Here is a 20,957-nt window from a genome sequence, read left to right as displayed (position 1 = left end):
ATATACATTATCATATCATAACATAAGTCGAAAAAAAAAGAACCTTTTATCAAAAAGTGGCGCATACAGAGCGGTGATTTATGGCAATTTTGTAACAACATTTTAGCTTGTCGGTAGAAGAGAATTATTTAAGCGGCGATAGAACAAGTTCTATCGGCGATAACAGAAGTTTTACCAGCGACTAAGAGACTTCAATCGGCGATAGTAGTACTTTTACCAGCGATTGAACGACTACTATCTGGTATACTTAATTTAATTCACCTTGCACCATTCCTTCATTATGAGTTATAATTATGACCAGTTACTAATAATTGATAGTAAGAAAGCAGAGGGGTTGCTATATGAACGCAGGTATTATAGGTTTAGGCAGATACGTTCCTGAAAAGGTCGTTACGAATTTTGACTTAGAAAAAATTATGGACACTTCGGATGAATGGATTCGAACTCGTACAGGAATTGAAGAACGTCATTTCGCTGCAGATAATCAGGAAACTTCAGATTTAGCAGTAGCAGCTGCGAAAGATGCTATTGCAAAAGCAGGTATTACACCTGAAGAAATAGGATTAATACTTGTAGCAACTGTAACACAAGATCAAACATTTCCAAGTGTAGCATGTATGGTTCAGGAGCAAATTGGCGCTGTAAATGCAGCAGCGATGGACCAAGCAGCAGCTTGCGCAGGATTTATATATAGCTTAGTGACAGCAAAACAATTTGTAGAATCAAGCGCTTATAAATATGTCTTAGTAGTAGGTGTTGAAAAGCTGTCCAAAGTCATTGATTGGGAAGATCGCAATACGGCTGTTTTATTTGGTGATGGAGCAAGTGCTGCCATTGTCGGTCCTGTATCAGAAGGTAGAGGGATTTTATCATTTGAGCTTGGAGCAGACGGCACGGGCGGTAAGCATCTTTATTTAACGCAGCAAGAGACAATTGCGATGAACGGTCGTGAAGTATTTAAGTTTGCTGTACGTCAAATGGGTGAATCAGCAGTTAATGTATTAGACAAAGCTGGTTTAACAAAAGAAGATGTTGATTTTTTAATTCCACATCAAGCAAATATTCGAATTATGGAATCCGCACGTGAACGATTAGCATTACCAGCAGAAAAAATGTCAAAAACGATTCACAAATATGGCAATACATCAGCAGCTTCTATTGGTATTTCTTTAGTAGAAGAGCTTGAAGCAGGTAAAATAAAAGATGATGATTTATTAGTACTTGTCGGTTTTGGCGGTGGCTTAACATGGGGTGCCGTTGCAATGAGATGGGGAAAATAACATAGAAAATTGCTTGAGAGGAGTAAGACAATGAGTAAACGACGAGTAGTAATTACAGGAATTGGCGCTGTTACACCACTAGGGAATAGCATCGAAGAAACATGGGCAAACATCAAGGCTGGTAAATCAGGCGTTGGTGAATTAACGCGCTTAAATAAAGATCTATTTGCTGCCAAAATCGCTGCTGAAATAAAAGACTTTGATATTGAAAAGTATATTGAACGTAAAGAAGCTCGCAAAATGGACCGTTTCACGCACTATGCACTAGCAGCGTCTATTATGGCGATGGAAGATGCACAGCTTACAATCGATGAAGAATTAGCACCACGTGCAGGTGTATGGATTGGCTCTGGTATCGGTGGCATGGAAACATATGAACAACAATTTTTAACGTTCCAAGAGCGTGGCGCAAGACGTGTTAGTCCATTCTTTATTCCAATGATGATTCCAGATATGGCTTCAGGTCAAGTGTCTATTCACTTTGGAGCTAAGGGCATCAATTCTTGTTCAGTAACAGCTTGTGCATCAGGTACGAATTCAATTGGTGATGCATTTAAAGTAATTGAACGTGGCGATGCTGATGTGATGATTTCAGGAGGAGCTGAATCACCAATCGTGACGATGGCGGTTGCAGGCTTCTGTGCGAATACAGCATTATCGTTAAATACGGATCCTCAAACAGCTTCTCGTCCATTTGATAAAAATCGTGACGGCTTTATTATTGGTGAAGGTGCAGGGATTGTTATCTTAGAAGAATATGAACATGCAAAAGCGCGTGGCGCAAAAATTTATGCAGAAGTTCTTGGTTACGGTTCAACTGGAGATGCGCATCATATTACTGCACCAGCTCCAGAAGGTGAAGGTGCTGCACGTGCGATGACTCAAGCATTAGAAGATGGTGGAGTAGACCCTTCACAAGTTGGCTATATTAACGCACATGGTACAAGTACACCATACAATGATTTATTTGAAACACAAGCAGTAAAAACTGCTTTTGGAGAACATGCTTATAAATTAGCGATGAGCTCTACTAAATCAATGACAGGTCACTTACTAGGTGCAGCTGGTGGTGTGGAAGCCATTTTTACAGCACTAGCATTGAAAGAGGGCATTTTACCGCCAACAATCAATTTAACAGAGCCAGACCCAGAGTGTGATTTAGATTATGTGCCGAATGAAGCTCGTGAAGCGAACATTGAATATGCAATGAGTAATTCACTTGGTTTTGGTGGTCATAACGCAAGTCTATTATTTAAAAAAATTGAGGAATAAAAAAAACGTCAGCCTAATTTACAAGGCTGACGTCTTTTTTTAAAAGCTAGCGAATAGAAAAGAAAGTAAGAAGAAATAGAAAGGATGCCGTTTATTTGTTTCGTCTTTTTATATTTTTAATGAGCTATGGATTAATGATACTTTCCATTGGCAATTTAATTTTATATTTAAATTACCGGACTCTTGGTTATTCCTGGTCAGTTGTCTTTAAATTTATTATGCATACGACAGAATTTTATATGGCAATTGGAGCTTGTATTGTACTTTGTAGCGTTGTGCTCGATTTTGGTTTTGATCGAACAGCTAATCTTAAAGATAAGGCATAAATGTTACGGGCACCGCTAATTCTACTGCTACTTTTTGGGCCAAGTCTTCACCTTGCTCATCATGATTTTTCGCTAAGTATTCCATACCTTCGATAAATGAATCTGTTTCAAGATCAATCCATTCACCAAACTTACACATCCATGTCGTCAGATCAGCTAATAACACCTCTCCTAAAGGAAGCTGTTCTAATTCTAAATTAGCGCGACAATGGCCACACCATAATGGATCTGCACCAAAGTCACTTTCTAACAGTAAGGCTTTGATTGTTTTATTGCAATGTTCACAGTGCATATGCTAATTCCTTTCTTAGCGACGTGTGCGACCTAAGCCCATAGCTTGTTCCATGCGCTTTAAAGTTGCGCTAGCAATAGCATTTGCCTTTTCTGCGCCTGCATCTAAAATGATATCTAATTCAGAGGATTCTACAAGGTTATAAAATCTTTCTTGAATTGGTGTAAGATGATCGATAACTGCTGTCGCCACACCTTGTTTAAAGCCACCATAACCGATACCATCATATTTTTTCACTAAATCATCAATAGATACACCTGTAATAGCCGATTCAATCGTTAATAAATTTGAAACGCCAGGTTTATTTTCAACATCAAAAGCCACAATACCATCAGAGTCAGTTACTGCTGATTTGATTTTTTTCTCAATATCCTTAGCTGTATCTAAAAGCTTAATTGTTGCTTTTGTATTTGGGTCGGACTTGCTCATTTTTTTTGTAGGCTCTTGTAAAGATTTAATGCGAGCACCTGCTTTTGGTAACTGAATTTCAGGAATTGTTAAAACTTCACCATAGCGTTTGTTAAAGCGCTCTGCAAGGTCCCGTGTTAGCTCAATATGTTGCTTTTGATCGTCTCCTACAGGAACAATATTCGTGTTATATAATAAAATGTCAGCCGCCATTAATGGTGGATATGTTAAAAGTGCTGCAGAAACTGTTTCTTTACCATGGGATTTATCTTTGAACTGCGTCATGCGCTCTAGCTCACCGATAGAAGCGACACATTGTAGCATCCATCCTGCTTGGGCATGGGCAGGTACTTCTGATTGGATGAATAGTGTGGACTTTTGAGGGTCAATACCAGTAGCGATATAAGTAGCAGCTAAATTACGAATGTTTTGACGTAGCTCTTTTGGATCTTGAGCAACGGTAATTGCATGTTGGTCAACGATACAATAAATGGCATTCCCTTCATCTTGTAAAGCTGGGAATTGCTTGAATGCTCCAAGATAATTTCCTAATGTCACAATACCAGTTGGCTGTACGCCTGAAAAAATTGTTGTCATAATAAGTTCCTCCTCGGGGTTCGAAAAATAAAAAAACATCATGCGTCCTCATTAGATTTTACTAATGAAGGGACGAATGATGTTCGAATCCGCGGTACCACCCTGCTTGCCAAAAAGGCCACTTAGCTTCGTAACGTGAAGAGACGAGCTTTGCTAATAGGTATCAAGTGCTTACTTGTACGTTCACAAAGCTAACTCGGAAGTCCATTCCAAATGCGTACATGATCTGTTTCCAGCAACCACAGACTCTCTATACATGTATATTGCATATGTACTACTCTTCGTCAGCGTTTTTAACTACATTATTAATGTAGAGGTAATGCGCAAAATGCGCTTTTCTTATTGCACCACATTATAGTATAAAGACTTAGCTAAATGCAAGCCTGAAAAGTCAGTCTTTAGACTGAATTTTTTTAGTTTTGTAAAAAAAAGCAACCTACATTTGGAAAGTAGCGTCATAATTGTACACGTCTAAGTGACATTATTCTCGTTTGTATTTTTTAATTGAGAACAACTACTTTCCGTATATCCATGTTTAAAATGATGTGCTAATGGGAATATTATTATTAGTTCGTTGGACATGCAAAGGAATTAGATACTTTAAGGTAGTATTAAAAGACAGAATATTTTGTAACAAAGTCATTTACTATGCATTCTTTTTTTCCTTGGAACTATATTCAAATACAGCAGAGTGCTGTATAATGGAACTGTAGTTTTACATTACATTAATTCTAATTTAACAAAGTGGCTTATAGATAACGAAAACAAAGAGAAAGGATGTGTCAGTATGATAGTTACTTTATTTACATCACCAAGTTGTACGTCTTGTCGTAAAGCGAAAGCATGGTTAGAGGAGCATGAAATCCCATATACAGAACGTAATATTTTTTCTGAACCGTTAAGCATTAGTGAAATTAAAGAAATTTTACGAATGACGGAGGATGGAACAGATGAAATTATTTCAACTCGCTCCAAAATATTCCAAAAATTGAATGTAGATGTTGAAAGCTTACCATTACAACGCTTATATGAACTAATTCAAGAATATCCTGGCTTATTACGACGCCCAATAATTTTGGACGAGAAACGATTGCAAGTAGGCTATAATGAAGATGAAATTCGACGATTTTTACCACGTAAGGTTCGGGCTTATCAATTACAAGAAGCACAGCGCATGGTGAACTAAAATCCTCCTATATTGCATAGAATAAATGTATTAGGTGTTACAAATGCAGAAGCATGCATGTTGTGACATCTATTTTTTTATGTTTTACTTATGTAAAAACCTTCAAACAAAACTAATAATTAATAGGTAAAAGTCATATATTTCCCTAAAAGTATGTTAAACTTGATTTAATCTAAATAGTTTACTACAATTTCAATAATTCAAATATCTTCTTTGAAATGGTGTATATCCTTTTCATTTTATGAAAGAACAGCATACAATAGAATTAGAGACAACTGTGAACAAAAAATTTATGATTACAGTTACTCGATGACTTTCTGTGGTGTGGTCAAAGGTTGAAAAACAAGGGAGTATGAAGGTTAAAAACAATGAATCAAAGCATACTAATTAAATAATACTGTTTTTCGACAAATGACAGTGAAGGGAGATGAGGTCTAGTGGACATCGAACGTGTAAATGAAAATACACTCAAGCTCTTTATTACGTACAATGATATAGAGGATCGCGGCTATAGTCGTGAAGAAATTTGGTACAACCGAGCAAAGGGTGAGCAACTTTTTTGGGATATGATTGATGAAGTGAATACGGAAGATTATTTTGATGTAGAAGGTCCGATTTGGATTCATATCAATGCGTCGGAAGTAGGCTTAGAAATCATTGTCACACGTGCACATATTTTAAAAGACGGTGAAACATTAGATGGTCATTCACATTATGATGAACAAAAAAGTATGTTTGCCCCATTCGACGAAGTTGGAGAGGATCTTCTTAGTCAATTAACTCAATTTGGTGACATGGATGAATCAGAGTTATTTATGGATACAGACATTTATGTTTATAAATTTAAAGATATAGATGAGTTAATCCCCGTTGCAAAACGGATGACAGACGACTTAGTGGATTCCTCATTATTCAAATATGAAGGTTGTTACTATTTAGTAGTAGACTTTGCAAACGCAGATGACGATTTAAATCGTCATGATAAGAACGCAGTCATTAAAGAGTTTTTAAGCCCTTCCAATTTCACAATTCATCGTCTTGAAGAATATGGCGAAAAAATTATGGAATACGATTGCTTCGAAACTGTTCGAAAATATTTTAGTTAACATCTTTTAGCTTCTTATCAGGAACTTTCAGACTGTAGACACACTCAAAGATTTGAGTATGTCTACAGTCTTTTTTTTATGTGGTAAAAATCAAATTTCAAAGAAAAGCAGATATTTAGTTGGCTTAAAGGATAACTTTCTTTACAATGGGTGCAAAAAGGAGAAAGATTGCCATGTTAATTGCCTATACAGAGCAGCAGCAATTATTTGTCTCATATCAACATTCGAGAGAAGCTCTGCAAATGTATCGCCAATATCAACAATTTTTTTGCCCTCAATGTCAGCAGCCTGTTCAATTAAAAATTGGTCAGCTCAATATCCCGCATTTTGCTCATATTGCTAGCCAATCTTGTGAACGACGATTTTCAGAAGGAGAATCACTGCTCCATTTGCGAGGAAAAATTCAATTATTTGAATGGTTGAAATCACTCGGGCATACAGTAGAGCTGGAGCCATTTTTAACGACACTGTCTCAACGACCGGATATTTTACTACAAAGTAAACAACGAGCAATTGCGCTTGAATTTCAATGTAGCGCGATAACAAATGAAAACTGGCAGTTACGAACTGGGGGATATGAGAAAAATAATATCCAAGCTTTATGGCTTTTTCAAACACCACAAAACAGTTATACAACGCAAGCTATTCAAAAAATTAGAATTTCTCCCATCCACCAAAACGTTATTAGTTATTCATCAAACAATGTGCCATATTTAGTTACATATGATGCGAGAGCAGCTAAATTTAATTACTGGACGAATCTTCTTCATGTTCACGGGCATACTTTTATAGCGAACGTACTCGATATTCCACTTGAAACACAATACTTTCCATTTTATGAGCCGAAGTCAATTACGTATGAAGCATTTATTGTTTACTGGCATATTTATAAAAGAATGTGTCAACAGTATGTGAAGCAACGCTTAATGCGAAGTAAAAAAGGCGTACAAGACCTTTTTCTACGAAGCTGCTATGAATTAAAATTTTCGCTCAATGCGTTGCCGCATTATATAGGTGTACCTGTTATAAATGCAAAAGCTATTCCGATTTTTTCAATTGAATGGCAAGCAATCTTGTTGGATTTTTGCAGAAAACGACAGTTACTACCATATGAGATGAGTAAAGAAGAAATTCAATTGTTTCTTACGCTACTCAATTTAGAGCCTACAAATTTAAGAGTGCAAGCTATTGAAAACTATGGAAAACTGTTAGGGTATAGTTTCCTTCAAGAAAAATACAGTATGGAAATTTTGGGAAAAGTATATGAGCATTTGTATAGTCATATAAAAGTTTAAGAAACCTCATGAGGAGGAAAAGGTAGGTAGATTATTATTTGCAATTGTCGCAATATATTGAGAAAATGTTTAGAGTAAAGGAAAGTCATATATAAAGGGGGCTGGCTCATGGCTAGTAACAACAATCGAGTTTTAATAAGAAATGAAGTACCAGTAGAGTTAACTTGGCGATTGGAAGATATTTTTGCCACTGATGCACAATGGGAAGAGGAGTTTAAGAAGGTCGCAGAACTGGCAAAAAAAGCACCTAGCTATGCAGGTACTTTAAAAAATGGTTCCGATGCCTTATTAGCAGTATTAACTTATTACGATGAAATTTATCAGCGTACAATGAAACTGTATACGTATGCGCATATGCGTAATGACCAAGATAAAACGAATAGTTTGTATCAAGACTTGTATGGTCGTATTCAAACGCTAGCGACAAATATTTCAACGGCACTCTCATTTTTAACGCCTGAGATTTTATCGCTAAGTGAAGAAACAATCGAAAGCTATTTAGCAGAAAATCAAGATTTACAATTATACAAGCAATCATTAAAAGAAATTTCAATGACTCGCCCTCATGTATTACCTGCTGAACAAGAAGCATTACTTGCGCAGATGGCTGAGGTGACAGGCACTGCTTCAAATACGTTTGGTATGTTGAACAATGCAGATTTAGTTTTCCCTACAGTGAAAAATGAGGACGGGGAAGAAGTTCAGCTCACACATGGCAATTACATTAAGTTTTTAGAAAGTAAAAATAGAACAGTGCGTGAAGCAGCATTTAAAGCGATGTATGAAACGTATGGCAATTTTAAAAATACATTTGCTGCTACTTTGACAGGCAATGTAAAAAAACATAACGTAAGTGCCAATATTCGTAATTATGATTCTGCACGTCATGCTGCGATGTCAAATAACTTTATCCCAGAAAGTGTGTATGACCAATTAGTAGAGACAATTCACAAGCATCTACCAGCTATGCAGCGTTATATTGCTTTGCGTAAAAAGTTATTAGGTGTGGATGAATTGCATATGTGGGATTTATTTACACCACTTGTCCAGGAAGTTGACATGAAAGTGCCATATGAGGAAGCTAAGGATATTTTAGTGAAGGCGCTAGCACCACTCGGTGAAGAGTATCAAAGCATTGTTCAAAGTGGCTTCGATAATCGTTGGGTTGATGTTATGGAAAACAAAGGTAAGACTAGTGGTGCTTATTCATCTGGTACTTATGGTACAAATCCTTACATTCTTATGAACTGGCAGGACAATGTAGATAATTTATTCACATTAGCGCATGAATTTGGACACAGTGTACACAGTTATTACACACGTAAAAATCAGCCATATGTCTACGGGGATTACTCAATTTTTGTGGCTGAAGTAGCCTCTACATGTAATGAAGAATTGTTAAATGATTATCTGCTAAAAACAATAGAAGATCCGCAGCAGAAAATTTATTTATTAAACCATTGGTTAGACAAGTTCCGTAGTACGGTTTTCCGACAAACAATGTTTGCAGAATTTGAACATATAATACACCAGATGGACAAAAATGGGGAATCATTAACAGCGGAACGTTTAACGGAAGTATATTATAATTTAAATAAGCTCTATTTTGGAGATGCAATCGTAATTGATGAGGAAATCGGTCTGGAATGGGCACGTATTCCGCATTTCTATTATAATTACTATGTATATCAATACGCTACAGGAAAATCTGCTGCCACTGCATTAAGTAAGCAAATTTTGGAGGAAGGCGAACCTGCTGTAGAACGTTATATTAATAACTTCTTAAAAGCCGGTTGCTCTGACTTCCCAATTGAAGTGCTAAAAGCAGCAGGTGTTGATATGAATGTGGCAAAACCAATTGATGATGCTTGTAACGTATTTGAACAACGGTTAAATGAACTTGAAAAGTTATTGTTAAATAATTAATTTATGTGGCTGTAGTAATCTTACTACAGCCATTTTCTTTGCTAAGTGGAATAGGTCATTCTAGAAAAATTTAATTAATAATGATTTTCTTAGATTTACAAATGAAAAAAAGTAACCATCTTGAAAAAATACTGTATTGTAATCGCTTTCTATATGACAAATTTGTGAATCTAAAGCAGGATACATTGCTTAATTTATTATTCCATGATAAAGTGAATCTTGTGAAATAAATCACAAAACAAACATACACCCCTTTGTTTGAACGTGAACATTTCTCCCATCCCCTTTGTGAAAAAGAGGCGTCTCTATCTGTCGAGGATAGAGGCGTCTCTTTTATTTTAGGTCTTTGTTGCTATTAGCAAAACGTCTTTGTGCCTTTAGTAGTTTTTTTACTAACTATCTCTTTTACTATTTTTGCTAGTGGTGCATTATTTTATTGCTAAGACTATTGAAACAATCTTTCCACTATCAATAATGTTTTTGACGCACTGCTTTTTCTTAGCAGTAGAAAATCAATTAATCTAATTACCAGTTTTATAAAACAAAAAAAAGGATAGGTCTCTGTCATATAATGAGCGAGTTCCTAACCTTTTGGAATATAAGTATAATTGCATTATTTAAGACGCCATAGTGTAGCGTGATCTGTTTGAATACGTTCTATCTTTTGTTGAAGCATACGTTTTTTTAATTCACGTTCAGCTGCTTGTTCTGTTAAAGAATAAATAAAAGCTATATCATTTGTAGAAAGTGTTTGAAACTTTGAAAACAACTCTTCAATCGTTGGTAACGTTTGGCGTATAAGTTGCTCGTTCATCATCTCTTCTAAAATATGCTCATAAACCTCATAGGAATAGCTACCACTCACTTTTAGACCTTCATCTTCAATGCATTCATTGAAAAATACGATACTAGGTACTTCATCAACTTCCATTTCCCGCTTTATATACAAATCGCATTGGAAGGCGCGTGCGGCTTCTTTTGAGCCAAAGTCTACTACAAATTCATTCATATCTAATTGAACATCCTCGGCTATTTTTAAAAGCGTAGCATAGGAATTTACATCTTGGTGGTTCAGTACAACATATTCCTGTAATTTCGATAAATAACGAGCTCCTGCGCGTTTCCCCTGTAATTCTGCCGCCTTTATAGCTATAGAAGGTAAAACAGGGTGATTAATATCCAGCTCAATCCCTGATTCACAACCTTTCATGCGCTTGCTCAGACAATTAAGTGAAGAAAGCTCTGTGCTTAAGACAATACGCCATGAGAAATAATGATTGTACTCTAGTTGTAGTTTACGAATGATGGATTGCATACTAAAAGCTTCAGGACAAAGTGGATCTACGAAAATATACAATTCAATTGGCTTATTAGCAGTAGAAATCGTCGGTGTTGGTTCTTGCAACATTTGAATATTATTCACGTAATAATTCCCCCTCATCGTCATTAGGTGTATTAATCATGTGATGAGCTGTTAATACTAAACGGTGGTAATAGGTTTCACGGAACTTCCCTTCCAAGCCAACTTCATCCATTGCTTCAGCCATACATTCTAGCCAAGCTTGGGCACGATCGGGTGTAATTGGAAAATTCATATGACGCGCACGCATCATTGGATGTCCGTGCTCTTCAGTAAAAAGATTTGGACCACCTAAATACTGTGTTTGAAATTGAATTTGCTTGCGTGCTGTCTCTGTTAAATCTTTTGGGAAGATTGGTATAAGTTCAGGATGCTGTGCAACTCTTTTATAGAACGCATGTATGAGTTCAGAAAGTTTTTCAGCGCCCAGCTCCTCATAAGGAACAGTGTATTTTCGACTCATAAGTAAATGCTCCTTTTATTCTTTATAGGAAGTATATCGTAAAGTGCAAATCAATATGTTGATGTACAATTTTAGCTAATACTATGTTGAATAGAAAAATGTGAATATCTTGTGACTACCTTCATTCTATCAACGTCCATTCGTTTACACAAACAAAGAGCACTTTGGAAATGTTTTCGCTAGAAAAGCACAAATTTCACCAACATGGGTGAAATTTGCTGAAAAAGACCGTAATTACAGGTTTTATGCGATTTATACAGTGTAGTAATTCATCACTTTTTTGACATAATTCTGTGTTTCCTTAAATGGTGGGATTCCATTATATTTTGTTACACGAGAAGCACCCGCGTTATATGCTGCCAACGCAAGTGTTGGATCATTATCAAATTTATCGAGCATTTGACGCAAATATTTGGCGCCTGCCATAATATTTTGTTCAGGATCAAAGGAATTCGTTACACCTAAAAATTGTGCTGTCTTAGGCATTAATTGCATTAAGCCTTGTGCTCCTGCATTACTGACAGCCAATGCGTTAAAGTTAGATTCTTGCTTTATAACGGCTGCAATAAGCTTGGCAGGTACATTATAGGTAGCTGCAGCTTTGTCAATAATATCGCCGTATTTGTTTGCTCCAGCAAGTGAATTTGCATAGGCAGTTGATCCAATAACATCATCTGATACATAGGAATCAAGACTAGTGCTGGATTGCATTTTTGCTAACGTAGCTTGGATAGAAGCAGGTATATATACTGAATTTGATCCACTATAGAGCAATGATTGAAGCGATCTATTAGTAGTTCCTCCAGACATGCCTGTTAAACTACTAAGCTGATCCATGAAATTTGTTGAGCTTGATGAGCTCATTCCAAGTAGACTAGATAATTTTGCACTGTTAGTTGTTGTGGCATCGCCTAACATTTCATCAATCATATCAGAAAATAATGAATTGCTGTTTGTGAAAGAATTGGATGAAGTATTATCTGTAGAACCAAGTGTTTGCAGTGCTTGAATTTCAAGCATCGTTCTTAAAGATTGGATATCCAATTAGTTGGTCACCCTTTCGTTTGTACTATTAAGTAAGTAGCTGTAATTATTGTTTCTTAATTGATTGTAGTGCTTTCATAAAGCGGGCGATTTTTTTTTCAGCAATTTGTTTTTCTATACCATATTGCTGTAGAAATTCGTCGAAGATTGCATTTCCTTTTATTTCATCTTTTGTTTCATATTCTACCTCATAATCGTCACACTGCAAATAAAAAGAATGATCAAATACAAGAAGTCCGTCTTTATAAGGAATTTCGACACGGTCTGTAGTAAGTGAACCGAACACTGCTAATTGCTCTAATGGAATATTGTATATCGCTAGTCTTTTTGCAACTTCAGGCGCATAAAAGCCTTGACCTGCAAGCATTTTTTCGGCATGCGCTGCTGTTAATTCGTCCGTCGTCTCTACATGTACATGTTTTGAAGATTTTTCTTTTAATGTACATTCATAATAATTGTCTATTATTCGAATACGAAGCCCACTTTGCAATTTTCGAATAGCATTAGATGGTGTGTCGAAATAATGATTTGTTTGACGATGAATAGCATTTTTTTTGATTTGGAAATCTTCTAGCAATTGCTCATATTGTTGTTTGGTTAACACATTTTTAAATTCAATTTCAAGTTGTTGTGCCATGTATGCTCACCCTTTATTATTAGTATTTAAACTTGATTTAGCTGAAGTCAGCCACATATACAATTGATTCAGTGAAGGCTTAAACCCCTGCGGAATCAACTTTAAGGTTCCATGCGGCGGTCACAGATTTTAAGAAGAGCTTTTCAAGTAGGCCCGAAAATAATCTGGATGCAAATACACCGAGACGTAATAGATTTTTAACCATAGTTTACTTGTAGTTTTGCAATTACACACTGCAACTATTTACCCCATATGATAAAATAAGAGGAAGAGAACGACGAAAAGGGGACCCACATGTGCGTAAAATATATACAATAGAATCATTTTATTTTGAAAACCAGCAACTTCATTTTAGTTTAAACGACAATAATAAAAATTTACAGTTAAAGCCTGCTGCTCAATTAATTGCAGACTCTGATGATTTTGCTTTTATTTATTTACTTGATGCAGGAGAGGACTATCATTATTTGCGTTTTCCACTAACTAGTTGGGAGAATCTTGTACATATTTTACAAGCTAAGCAAAACCCAATGTTAAAAATAGATGAGGAAGTTATTGAACTTACAAATTTTTACGATGAATTGGAAATGCTCGTGTATAATATTGAAGGAAATTACAATTACGGAGCAGAATTTGTTCAGGCAGTGGAACAACACTTCAAGGCAGTTCTCGCTGAATAAAAAGACAAAACGAACAGACGGTATTGCTTTTGTTCGATACCGAATGTCGGGAGGTTTTAGCGATGGGACAATGGGAGATTTTTTTAAGTCCTTATAAACAAGCAGTAGATGAGTTAAAAATAAAATTAAAAGGTATGCGTTCCCAGTTTGGCATTGTCAATGCAAATTCACCAATAGAATTTGTCACAGGACGAGTAAAGCCACTGGCAAGCATTTACGATAAAACGTTAGAAAAAGGACTAGCCTTTGAACCTTCGAAACAACTTGGCGACGAGCTTGGCGATATTGCGGGTGTTCGTATTATGTGCCAATTTGTAGATGATATTTCGACGGTGACAGAGCTAATAAGGCAACGTAAGGATATGCGCGTTGTTGAAGAGCGCGATTATATCACCCATAGTAAACCAAGTGGTTACCGTTCACATCATATGATTGTTGAATACCCCGTTGAAACCATTCAAGGAAAAAAGGTAGTGCTAGCTGAGATTCAAATTCGTACATTAGCTATGAATTTTTGGGCATCAATAGAACATTCACTAAATTACAAATACAAAGGCATGTTTCCAGAGGAAATAAAAAATCGTCTGCAAAGTGCCGCAGAGGCTGCATTCCGGTTGGATGAAGAAATGTCATCGATCCGTAGTGAAATCCAAGAAGCACAGGCCTATTTTAGTGAATATAAAGAGGCATCGAATCCTAGTTTACTATCAGAGAAGGAGCGTGACTCACAATGAAATTTTCCATTCAATCACGTAGAGATGCACAATCGAATGAATTAATGGAGCTAGCAAAAACATATTTGCAAGACTTTGGCTTAACATATGACGAAGAGACGCCTGAAATTGTTGTATCAATAGGTGGGGACGGAACGTTATTACATGCCTTCCATCGCTACTCACATTTGCTAGATCAGGTTGCGTTTGTCGGTATTCATACAGGTCATTTAGGATTTTATGCGGATTGGAAGCCTTCGGAATTAGAGAAATTGGTGTTATCCATTGCCAAGAAGGATTTTAATGTTGTTGAGTATCCTTTACTGGAAGTAAAAGTGGAGCATCATAATACTGATTCCAATACTTATTTGGCGTTAAACGAAGCGACGGTGAAATCACCGGATGTTACGCTCGTAATGGATGTAGAGTTAAACGGGAATCAGTTTGAGCGATTCCGTGGCGACGGTCTTTGTGTTTCGACACCTTCAGGTAGTACAGCCTATAACAAAGCCCTTGGAGGAGCTATTATTCATCCAACATTAGCGGCACTTCAAATTACTGAAATAGCATCTATAAATAATCGTGTTTTCCGTACGGTTGGCTCACCATTGATTTTACCAGCACATCATCACTGCGTTTTACGTCCAGTCAATGAGCAAAACTTTAATATGACAGTTGATCATATTCAAGTTACACAAGGCGATGTGAAATCCATTGCTTTTAATGTAGCCAATGAAAAAGTCCGCTTTGCACGCTTTAGACCTTTTCCATTCTGGGAACGTGTGCATGAGTCATTTGTTGCAAATGAATAATAGCGATACACGTTTTACGCTCCGTTTTTTAGCTGAAAAGGATGGCCAATTATTACGCGAAGCTTTAGCAGAATGGCAAATATCCAAACGAGCCTTAACAGCTATTAAATTTGAAGGGGGCTTATTGACGGTCAATGGTATCGAACAAAATGTACGTTACCCTCTTCATATAGGGGATCAGATAGAAGTAAAATTTCCACCAGAAGAGAAAAGTGATGGGCTTGCTATTGAATATGGCAAGCTTGCTGTTATTTACGAGGATGAGGCTCTGTTAGTGCTCGATAAACCAGCACATCAAAGTACCATTCCATCTCGTGAGCATCCAACTAAAAGTATTGCAAATGATGTTTGCGGCTATTTCGAACAACAGAGTTTAGCTTCTACTATTCATGTTGTGACAAGACTTGATCGGGATACATCTGGCTTGTTATGCATTGCAAAACATGCGCATATTCATCATCTAATGGGTCTAGCCCAACGCCTTGGTGAAGTGTCACGTGAATATGAAGCAATTGTACATGGACATTTAACAGAAGATTGGCAGTCTATCGTGGCGCCCATTGGACGAAAAGAATCGAGCATTATTGAGCGTGAGGTACGACAGGATGGCCAATATGCTCATACGGATGTAACAGTATTACAGCGTTTTTCTGTTCAAGGAGAGCCGATGACTCATATTCGCCTAAAGTTGCATACAGGTCGAACACACCAAATTCGTGTGCATATGAGTTATTTAGGTCATCCGCTCGTTGGTGATGATTTATATGGAGGGAGTCGCGAACTGATAGATCGGCAAGCATTACATTGCGTATCGTTATGTTTGCAGCACCCTCTAACAAAAGAGAAGCAATATTTCACTAGTCCGATAAAGGATGATATGAAACAAATATTAAATAATTGAGGAGGTGTTCGCAAAATCGGGCATCTCCTTATCATTTTTACTAAAAATAATTATCTTAATAGCATGTTAACAGAAAAATAACCAATTGTAGGGTATAGTATAGTAGAAAGTTGATGTTATCTAAAAAAAGAGTTTGCACAAACAGTACATGCACACTATTATATAAAAGGTAGATTTACATCAACGTATGTAAAATGAATTCAACGCTCGGAAGGAGGGGACAAGCATGATAGAGGAAAGAAATGAAAAGGATGATGTGCAATTCGACGAGGCACATTTACGAGGTATGCTCGAGACCAATGATATTACCGCATTCCGTGATGAGTTTTTAGAACTTCATCCATATGATCAGGCAACGTTTTATGAAAAGGTGGAGCCTGATATACGAAAGATCATCTATTCGTACTTGTCTCCGACGGAAATGGCTGATATTTTTGAGGCAATCGAATTAGATGATGATGAATATAAAGCATATTTAGCAGAGATGGATCCAGCATATGGTGCGGAAATGCTTTCCCATATGTATGCGGATGATGCCGCAGACGTCTTAAATGAGCTGGATACTCAGCAACGAGAAAGCTACTTAGGCATGATGGATGAAGAAACAGCTGGAGAGATTAATGAGCTTTTGAGCTATGATGAATATACAGCTGGTTCTATTATGACAACTGAATACGTGGCCATTCCTGAAAATTCTACAGTTCGTTCGGCAATGGCGATATTACGTAAAGAGGCACCGAATGCCGAAACGATTTATTATATTTTCGTAGTGGATGAGGTACATCGACTTACAGGTGTTATTTCTCTTCGTGATTTAATTATTGCTGACGAAGATACACTTATTCGCTCAATTATGAATGAACGAGTTGTAATGGTACATGTTGGAGATGACCAAGAGGAAGTAGCACAAATTATGAAAGATTATAATTTCTTGGCGACACCGGTTATTGATGATAAAGGTGAGCTTTTGGGGATTATTACAGTTGATGATATTATCGATGTTATTGATGAAGAAGCATCTGAGGATTACTCTAAATTAGCGGGTATTTCAGATATGGATAAATTTGATACAAGTCCTTGGCAAGCAGCGAAAAAACGATTGCCATGGCTTGTCGTATTATTGTTTTTAGGTATGCTAACAGCGAATTTAATGGGGCAGTTTGAAGATACATTAGATAAGGTTGCACTACTGGCGGTCTTTATTCCCCTCATCTCGGGTACATCGGGGAATAGTGGGACACAAGCATTGGCTGTTGCCATTCGAGGTATTGCTACAGGTGACGTTGAAGAACATAGCAAAATGAAACTGTTACTTCGAGAGGCTGGTACTGGAATTTTGACTGGTATTGTTTGTGGTATCATTGTTATCGGTATTGTATATATATGGAAAAACGAATTAATATTAGGCATGCTTGTAGGTGCGGCTATTTGTGGATCAATTTTAGTGGCAACTCTTGCTGGATCATTTATCCCTTTATTGATGCATCGCATGAAAATTGATCCAGCTGTTGCATCTGGTCCGTTTATTACAACGTTAAATGATATTACGAGTATTTTAATTTATTTAGGACTAGCGACAATGTTTTTAAGTCAAATAGGCTAAGAACCAATTTCTTCATTTTTGCATATTGTAGGGAAAAAAGGGAAGTGATAATTGTGGAGCGAGAGCCACGCTTATATATAAAATCACCAACTTATTTCTTAAACATTTCCAAAATGCTGCATGAGCTTGATTTGGATGAAAGTACGTCTGTGTACGTAAGGGATCAATATGAAAACGAGTCGAGTGAAGACGAAATGCTGCCAAAACAAATTGAAGAAAAAGTAGAAATACAAGTACAAGATCAAATGGATGAATATATAATTAAACAATTACAGTTTTTGGAAAAACCGTTTCGTCAGAAGGCCTATCAGCCATTATTAATAAGTTTAAAAGATGGCAGAAAGTTGAGTGGAACTGCCTCAGATATGCAATTAGATTCACTTATGTTAACGTCGAGGGAATTTAATACGCAAGAAATAATTCACTTTGAAGATATTGAACAAATATTATGGCGAGGGAAACAATTGCCAACATTATAAAAAAAGTGTACAGCAGAGGATGCTGTACACTTTTTTTTTATGTGTAGTGTGTCAAAGGAGAAAGACTTAATCACAAATCCCTAAGTCAACATCAGCGATACATTGTACAGCGCAGAAACAAGATAAATCCACAGTAATACAGCTATCAGTTGAGTTCCAATCATCTACTTTACAAATTTTCTTCATATTGACGCAGCAGCCATCACGACTTAATAAGTCAACTGTGCTTTCAGTAGAGTCATAAGTACATAAAGGTTCTAAAACACGTAAAGTAGCACAGCATTCATCAAACATATCTTCGACACGGAAAAATACTGATGTACATTTACATGGATCTGCTGATGGTGAGCTAAAGAATGCTTTAAATGGAGTACCGTCTTTTGTAATTAACATGAATACGCGTGTATCTGCTGCTGAACGTGCAGGACTTACAATCCCGCCTAGTGGTTCTAAGAAACAATTTGCTGTACATGGGGAACACTCATCTCGCACCGCTTGATTTTGAATATCTAAAATTGCACGAACTACGTCACAAACGCAGCCTGCTGAATGGATAGGTCCAATAGGATTTGTTGGTTTACCACAACCCATATCGTCACCTCCTTTCTTTCTAACTACTTCTACAATATGTACTTTTAGAAAATGGAATCGGGCTTTCGTTTACTTATTCAAATGAATAGTTTTTTTCTGTGTGGAGAAACTGAGAAGAAAAGGAGGGTAAATACTTGAGGTTATTAAGAATGATGTTGCCTCTTTTAGTCTGTATGACATTGCTTATTGGATGCACGGAAAAAGAAAAATTTATTGTCTATGGTTCTCCGCAAAATGAAGAAGAGCTTGAGTCCTTATTAAAAGAAGAAAAATTTGTTGAAAAAACAACTGTTATTCAATATGACGATAAAATGCTTGTAGCAGTGCAAATTAAACCAATAAAAAAATGGAACAAGACTAAATTAGAGAAAAAACTACAAAAGAAGTTTGATGAAAAATACCCTAACAAAGAAATTTTCGTTTCAGCTGATTATAAAATATTTTATGAAGCAAATAAAATAAAAAAGGATCAACTTGAAGATAATAAACTAAGCGAAAAAATAACTGAGCTAGAGAAGCTTGCAAAGGAGGAAACATAATGGAAAAAGAGCAATATCAAAAACTTGAGCAAAATATAACACCGACTCCACCCTACTTAAAAAATGCTGTAAAAGCATTCGTAGTAGGAGGTCTAATTTGTACAATCGGACAAGCAGTTTCTCTTTTTTATATCGTTTTCTTTAATTTCACGGAAGCAACTGCTGGGAATCCAACGGTAGCAACAATGGTGTTTTTCGCAATGATCTTGACTGGCTTAGGTTTATACAAAAAAATTGGTCAATTCGCTGGAGCTGGTTCGGCAGTTCCAGTTACAGGGTTTGGTAACGCCGTTATATCGGCTGCAATTGAACATAAATCTGAAGGTCTCGTACTTGGTGTTGGCGGTAACTTATTTAAATTAGCTGGATCTGTTGTGTTATTTGGAGTAGTATCTGCATTTTTTGTAGCACTTATTAAATATATTCTTGTGACGATAGGGGTGGTTTCATGGTAATCATATTTCCATCAAAACCATCGTTGTTAGCTGGTGGCGTGGTGGCAGGACCGTTAGAAGACCGTAGTACTTTTAAACAATATTTTGATACAATCTACGACGATGAGCGCTGGCAAATGGAAACAAATGAACAAGGCCATCGAAAAATGATTGAAGAAGCATGTGAAATTGTGATGAAAAAAGGTGGCATTTCAACTGGAGAAGTCGATTTTTTGTTAGGTGGCGACTTAGTTAATCAAATGACACCTACTAATTTTGCTGCAAGGGAATTAGCCATCCCATTTATCGGATTATTTTCAGCATGTGCTACCTCTGTTTCTGCTGTTATTGTGGCTAGCCTTTTAACTGAGCTTGGAGCAGCGAATTTATCAATTGCCGGTGCTTCAAGTCAGCATAATGCGATAGAACGCCAATTTCGCTATCCTATCAATTATGGGGCGCAAAAACCTCAAACGGCGCAGTGGACAGTAACGGCTGCTGGGTATGCGCTTATTGGAAAACATCAAGAAGACGCTCCATGTATTGAAGCGGCGACGGTTGGAAAGGTTATTGATTATGGAATGGATGATCCATTTCATATGGGCGCTGCAATGGCACCTGCAGCCTTTCAAACGATTAAGTCACATCTTGAGGACCGCAAGCAAGAAATATATCATTATGATTTAATTTTAACGGGTGATTTAGGACAGCTTGGCTTAAAACTTCTTAAAGGGATGCTTGTAGAGAGTGGCATAAAAAATGAAGAACTAACACTTTTACGAGATGCTGGAGCAGAATTTTACGGTCAAGATGAAGCATTTCAATCTGGGGCAAGTGGAGCAGGTTGTTCAGCGGCTGTTTTTTTTAGTTATGTTATTCAAGAACTCCGAGCAGGCACATATAAACGAGTCCTTCTTGTAGCGACAGGTGCGCTACTATCTCCACTTTCATTCCAGCAAAAAGAAACAATTCCATGTACGGCACATGCGATAGAAATTACAATGAAATGAGGC

The 20,957-nt window shown here is 36.8% G+C and carries 23 protein-coding genes and 1 other annotated feature; of the genes, 16 read left to right on the top strand and 7 right to left on the bottom strand.

Annotated elements, in window-relative coordinates; all coding sequences use genetic code 11:
* Positions 1 to 341 precede the first annotated feature (341 nt).
* The 3 genes from ACIQXW_RS19210 (at position 342) to ACIQXW_RS19200 (ending at position 2,878) form a co-directional block, all read left to right on the top strand.
* A complete protein-coding gene (locus ACIQXW_RS19210; RefSeq protein WP_340826293.1) occupies positions 342 to 1,280 on the top strand; it encodes a beta-ketoacyl-ACP synthase III in 939 nt (312 codons plus the stop codon).
* Positions 1,281 to 1,310: 30 nt separating this feature from the next.
* Positions 1,311 to 2,552, top strand: a complete 1,242-nt coding sequence (gene fabF / locus ACIQXW_RS19205; protein WP_340826292.1) for a beta-ketoacyl-ACP synthase II — start codon at positions 1,311 to 1,313, stop codon at positions 2,550 to 2,552.
* Between the two features lie 95 nt (positions 2,553 to 2,647).
* Positions 2,648 to 2,878: a YuzI family membrane protein gene (locus ACIQXW_RS19200; protein ID WP_340826291.1), complete on the top strand. Its 231-nt coding sequence runs from the start codon at positions 2,648 to 2,650 to the stop codon at positions 2,876 to 2,878.
* On the opposite strand, the gene ACIQXW_RS19195 is transcribed toward ACIQXW_RS19200, so the two are convergent.
* Complete coding sequence (locus ACIQXW_RS19195) at positions 2,862 to 3,170, bottom strand: hypothetical protein (protein ID WP_402764769.1); 309 nt, start codon at positions 3,168 to 3,170, stop codon at positions 2,862 to 2,864. The genes ACIQXW_RS19200 and ACIQXW_RS19195 overlap by 17 nt on opposite strands.
* Before the next feature lie 15 nt (positions 3,171 to 3,185).
* Positions 3,186 to 4,175, bottom strand: a complete 990-nt coding sequence (gene trpS, locus ACIQXW_RS19190) for a tryptophan--tRNA ligase (RefSeq protein WP_401021186.1) — start codon at positions 4,173 to 4,175, stop codon at positions 3,186 to 3,188.
* A 65-nt stretch (positions 4,176 to 4,240) separates the two neighbouring features.
* Positions 4,241 to 4,472: a binding site (T-box leader), on the bottom strand.
* A 493-nt stretch (positions 4,473 to 4,965) separates the two neighbouring features.
* On the opposite strand from trpS, the gene spxA reads away from it, so the two are divergent.
* The 4 genes from spxA to pepF all read left to right on the top strand — a co-directional run bounded on the left by spxA (position 4,966) and on the right by pepF (position 9,688).
* A complete protein-coding gene (gene spxA / locus ACIQXW_RS19185; protein WP_024362527.1) occupies positions 4,966 to 5,361 on the top strand; it encodes a transcriptional regulator SpxA in 396 nt (131 codons plus the stop codon).
* A gap of 437 nt (positions 5,362 to 5,798) precedes the next feature.
* The gene (mecA, locus tag ACIQXW_RS19180; RefSeq protein WP_340826286.1) at positions 5,799 to 6,467 is read left to right on the top strand and encodes an adaptor protein MecA; all 669 of its coding nucleotides are present in this window, start codon (positions 5,799 to 5,801) and stop codon (positions 6,465 to 6,467) included.
* A gap of 173 nt (positions 6,468 to 6,640) precedes the next feature.
* Entirely contained in the window at positions 6,641 to 7,762 is a 1,122-nt protein-coding gene (locus ACIQXW_RS19175; RefSeq protein ID WP_402764765.1) for a competence protein CoiA, read from the top strand.
* A gap of 108 nt (positions 7,763 to 7,870) precedes the next feature.
* Entirely contained in the window at positions 7,871 to 9,688 is a 1,818-nt protein-coding gene (gene pepF, locus ACIQXW_RS19170; protein ID WP_402764762.1) for an oligoendopeptidase F, read from the top strand.
* Between the two features lie 613 nt (positions 9,689 to 10,301).
* Here the strand turns inward: pepF and ACIQXW_RS19165 are convergent.
* The 4 genes from ACIQXW_RS19165 to ACIQXW_RS19150 all read right to left on the bottom strand — a co-directional run bounded on the left by ACIQXW_RS19165 (position 10,302) and on the right by ACIQXW_RS19150 (position 13,192).
* Positions 10,302 to 11,111, bottom strand: a complete 810-nt coding sequence (locus ACIQXW_RS19165) for a ClpXP adapter SpxH family protein (RefSeq protein ID WP_340826282.1) — start codon at positions 11,109 to 11,111, stop codon at positions 10,302 to 10,304.
* Positions 11,104 to 11,511, bottom strand: a complete 408-nt coding sequence (locus ACIQXW_RS19160) for a globin domain-containing protein (RefSeq protein ID WP_173478079.1) — start codon at positions 11,509 to 11,511, stop codon at positions 11,104 to 11,106. The genes ACIQXW_RS19165 and ACIQXW_RS19160 overlap by 8 nt, the downstream gene beginning before the upstream one ends.
* 252 nt (positions 11,512 to 11,763) lie before the next feature.
* Entirely contained in the window at positions 11,764 to 12,555 is a 792-nt protein-coding gene (locus ACIQXW_RS19155) for a lytic transglycosylase domain-containing protein (protein WP_402764758.1), read from the bottom strand.
* Positions 12,556 to 12,601: 46 nt separating this feature from the next.
* Positions 12,602 to 13,192, bottom strand: coding sequence for a CYTH domain-containing protein (locus ACIQXW_RS19150; protein ID WP_402764755.1), 591 nt, complete (start codon positions 13,190 to 13,192; stop codon positions 12,602 to 12,604).
* 296 nt (positions 13,193 to 13,488) lie between these two features.
* Between ACIQXW_RS19150 and ACIQXW_RS19145 the strand changes: the two genes are divergently transcribed.
* From ACIQXW_RS19145 to ACIQXW_RS19120, 6 genes are all read left to right on the top strand, one after another.
* Positions 13,489 to 13,872, top strand: a complete 384-nt coding sequence (locus tag ACIQXW_RS19145) for a UPF0738 family protein (RefSeq protein ID WP_340826278.1) — start codon at positions 13,489 to 13,491, stop codon at positions 13,870 to 13,872.
* Positions 13,873 to 13,934: 62 nt separating this feature from the next.
* Complete coding sequence (yjbM, locus tag ACIQXW_RS19140) at positions 13,935 to 14,606, top strand: GTP diphosphokinase (RefSeq protein WP_340826276.1); 672 nt, start codon at positions 13,935 to 13,937, stop codon at positions 14,604 to 14,606.
* Positions 14,603 to 15,397 carry an NAD kinase gene (locus tag ACIQXW_RS19135; RefSeq protein WP_340826274.1) on the top strand — a complete coding sequence of 265 codons (795 nt, stop codon included), beginning with the start codon at positions 14,603 to 14,605 and terminating at the stop codon, positions 15,395 to 15,397. Before yjbM ends, ACIQXW_RS19135 begins: the two co-directional genes overlap by 4 nt.
* Positions 15,372 to 16,298, top strand: coding sequence for an RluA family pseudouridine synthase (locus tag ACIQXW_RS19130; protein ID WP_402764750.1), 927 nt, complete (start codon positions 15,372 to 15,374; stop codon positions 16,296 to 16,298). Before ACIQXW_RS19135 ends, ACIQXW_RS19130 begins: the two co-directional genes overlap by 26 nt.
* 226 nt (positions 16,299 to 16,524) lie before the next feature.
* Positions 16,525 to 17,901 (top strand): magnesium transporter, encoded by a 1,377-nt coding sequence (mgtE, locus tag ACIQXW_RS19125; protein ID WP_340826271.1) that lies wholly within the window; start codon positions 16,525 to 16,527, stop codon positions 17,899 to 17,901.
* Between the two features lie 53 nt (positions 17,902 to 17,954).
* On the top strand, positions 17,955 to 18,380 hold the full coding sequence (locus tag ACIQXW_RS19120; protein ID WP_340826270.1) for a hypothetical protein: 426 nt from the start codon (positions 17,955 to 17,957) through the stop codon (positions 18,378 to 18,380).
* Between the two features lie 66 nt (positions 18,381 to 18,446).
* Here the strand turns inward: ACIQXW_RS19120 and ACIQXW_RS19115 are convergent, their stop codons facing one another.
* The gene (locus ACIQXW_RS19115) at positions 18,447 to 18,971 is read right to left on the bottom strand and encodes a CotY/CotZ family spore coat protein (protein ID WP_340826268.1); all 525 of its coding nucleotides are present in this window, start codon (positions 18,969 to 18,971) and stop codon (positions 18,447 to 18,449) included.
* Positions 18,972 to 19,105: 134 nt separating this feature from the next.
* Here ACIQXW_RS19115 and ACIQXW_RS19110 point away from each other — a divergent pair, with 134 nt between their 5' ends.
* Genes ACIQXW_RS19110 through ACIQXW_RS19100 form a run of 3 tightly spaced genes read left to right on the top strand, consistent with a single transcriptional unit; the run spans position 19,106 to position 20,954 of the window.
* Positions 19,106 to 19,510, top strand: a complete 405-nt coding sequence (locus ACIQXW_RS19110) for a YhcN/YlaJ family sporulation lipoprotein (protein WP_401021205.1) — start codon at positions 19,106 to 19,108, stop codon at positions 19,508 to 19,510.
* Positions 19,510 to 19,965, top strand: a complete 456-nt coding sequence (spoVAC, locus tag ACIQXW_RS19105) for a stage V sporulation protein AC (RefSeq protein ID WP_340826265.1) — start codon at positions 19,510 to 19,512, stop codon at positions 19,963 to 19,965. The genes ACIQXW_RS19110 and spoVAC overlap by 1 nt, the downstream gene beginning before the upstream one ends.
* Positions 19,959 to 20,954 carry a stage V sporulation protein AD gene (locus ACIQXW_RS19100; protein WP_401021207.1) on the top strand — a complete coding sequence of 332 codons (996 nt, stop codon included), beginning with the start codon at positions 19,959 to 19,961 and terminating at the stop codon, positions 20,952 to 20,954. The genes spoVAC and ACIQXW_RS19100 overlap by 7 nt, the downstream gene beginning before the upstream one ends.
* Positions 20,955 to 20,957 lie beyond the last annotated feature (3 nt).

The organism is Lysinibacillus sp. NPDC097162, assembly GCF_044762185.1.
GTDB lineage: Bacteria > Bacillota > Bacilli > Bacillales_A > Planococcaceae > Lysinibacillus.
This window is presented reverse-complemented; position numbering and strand designations above follow the sequence as displayed.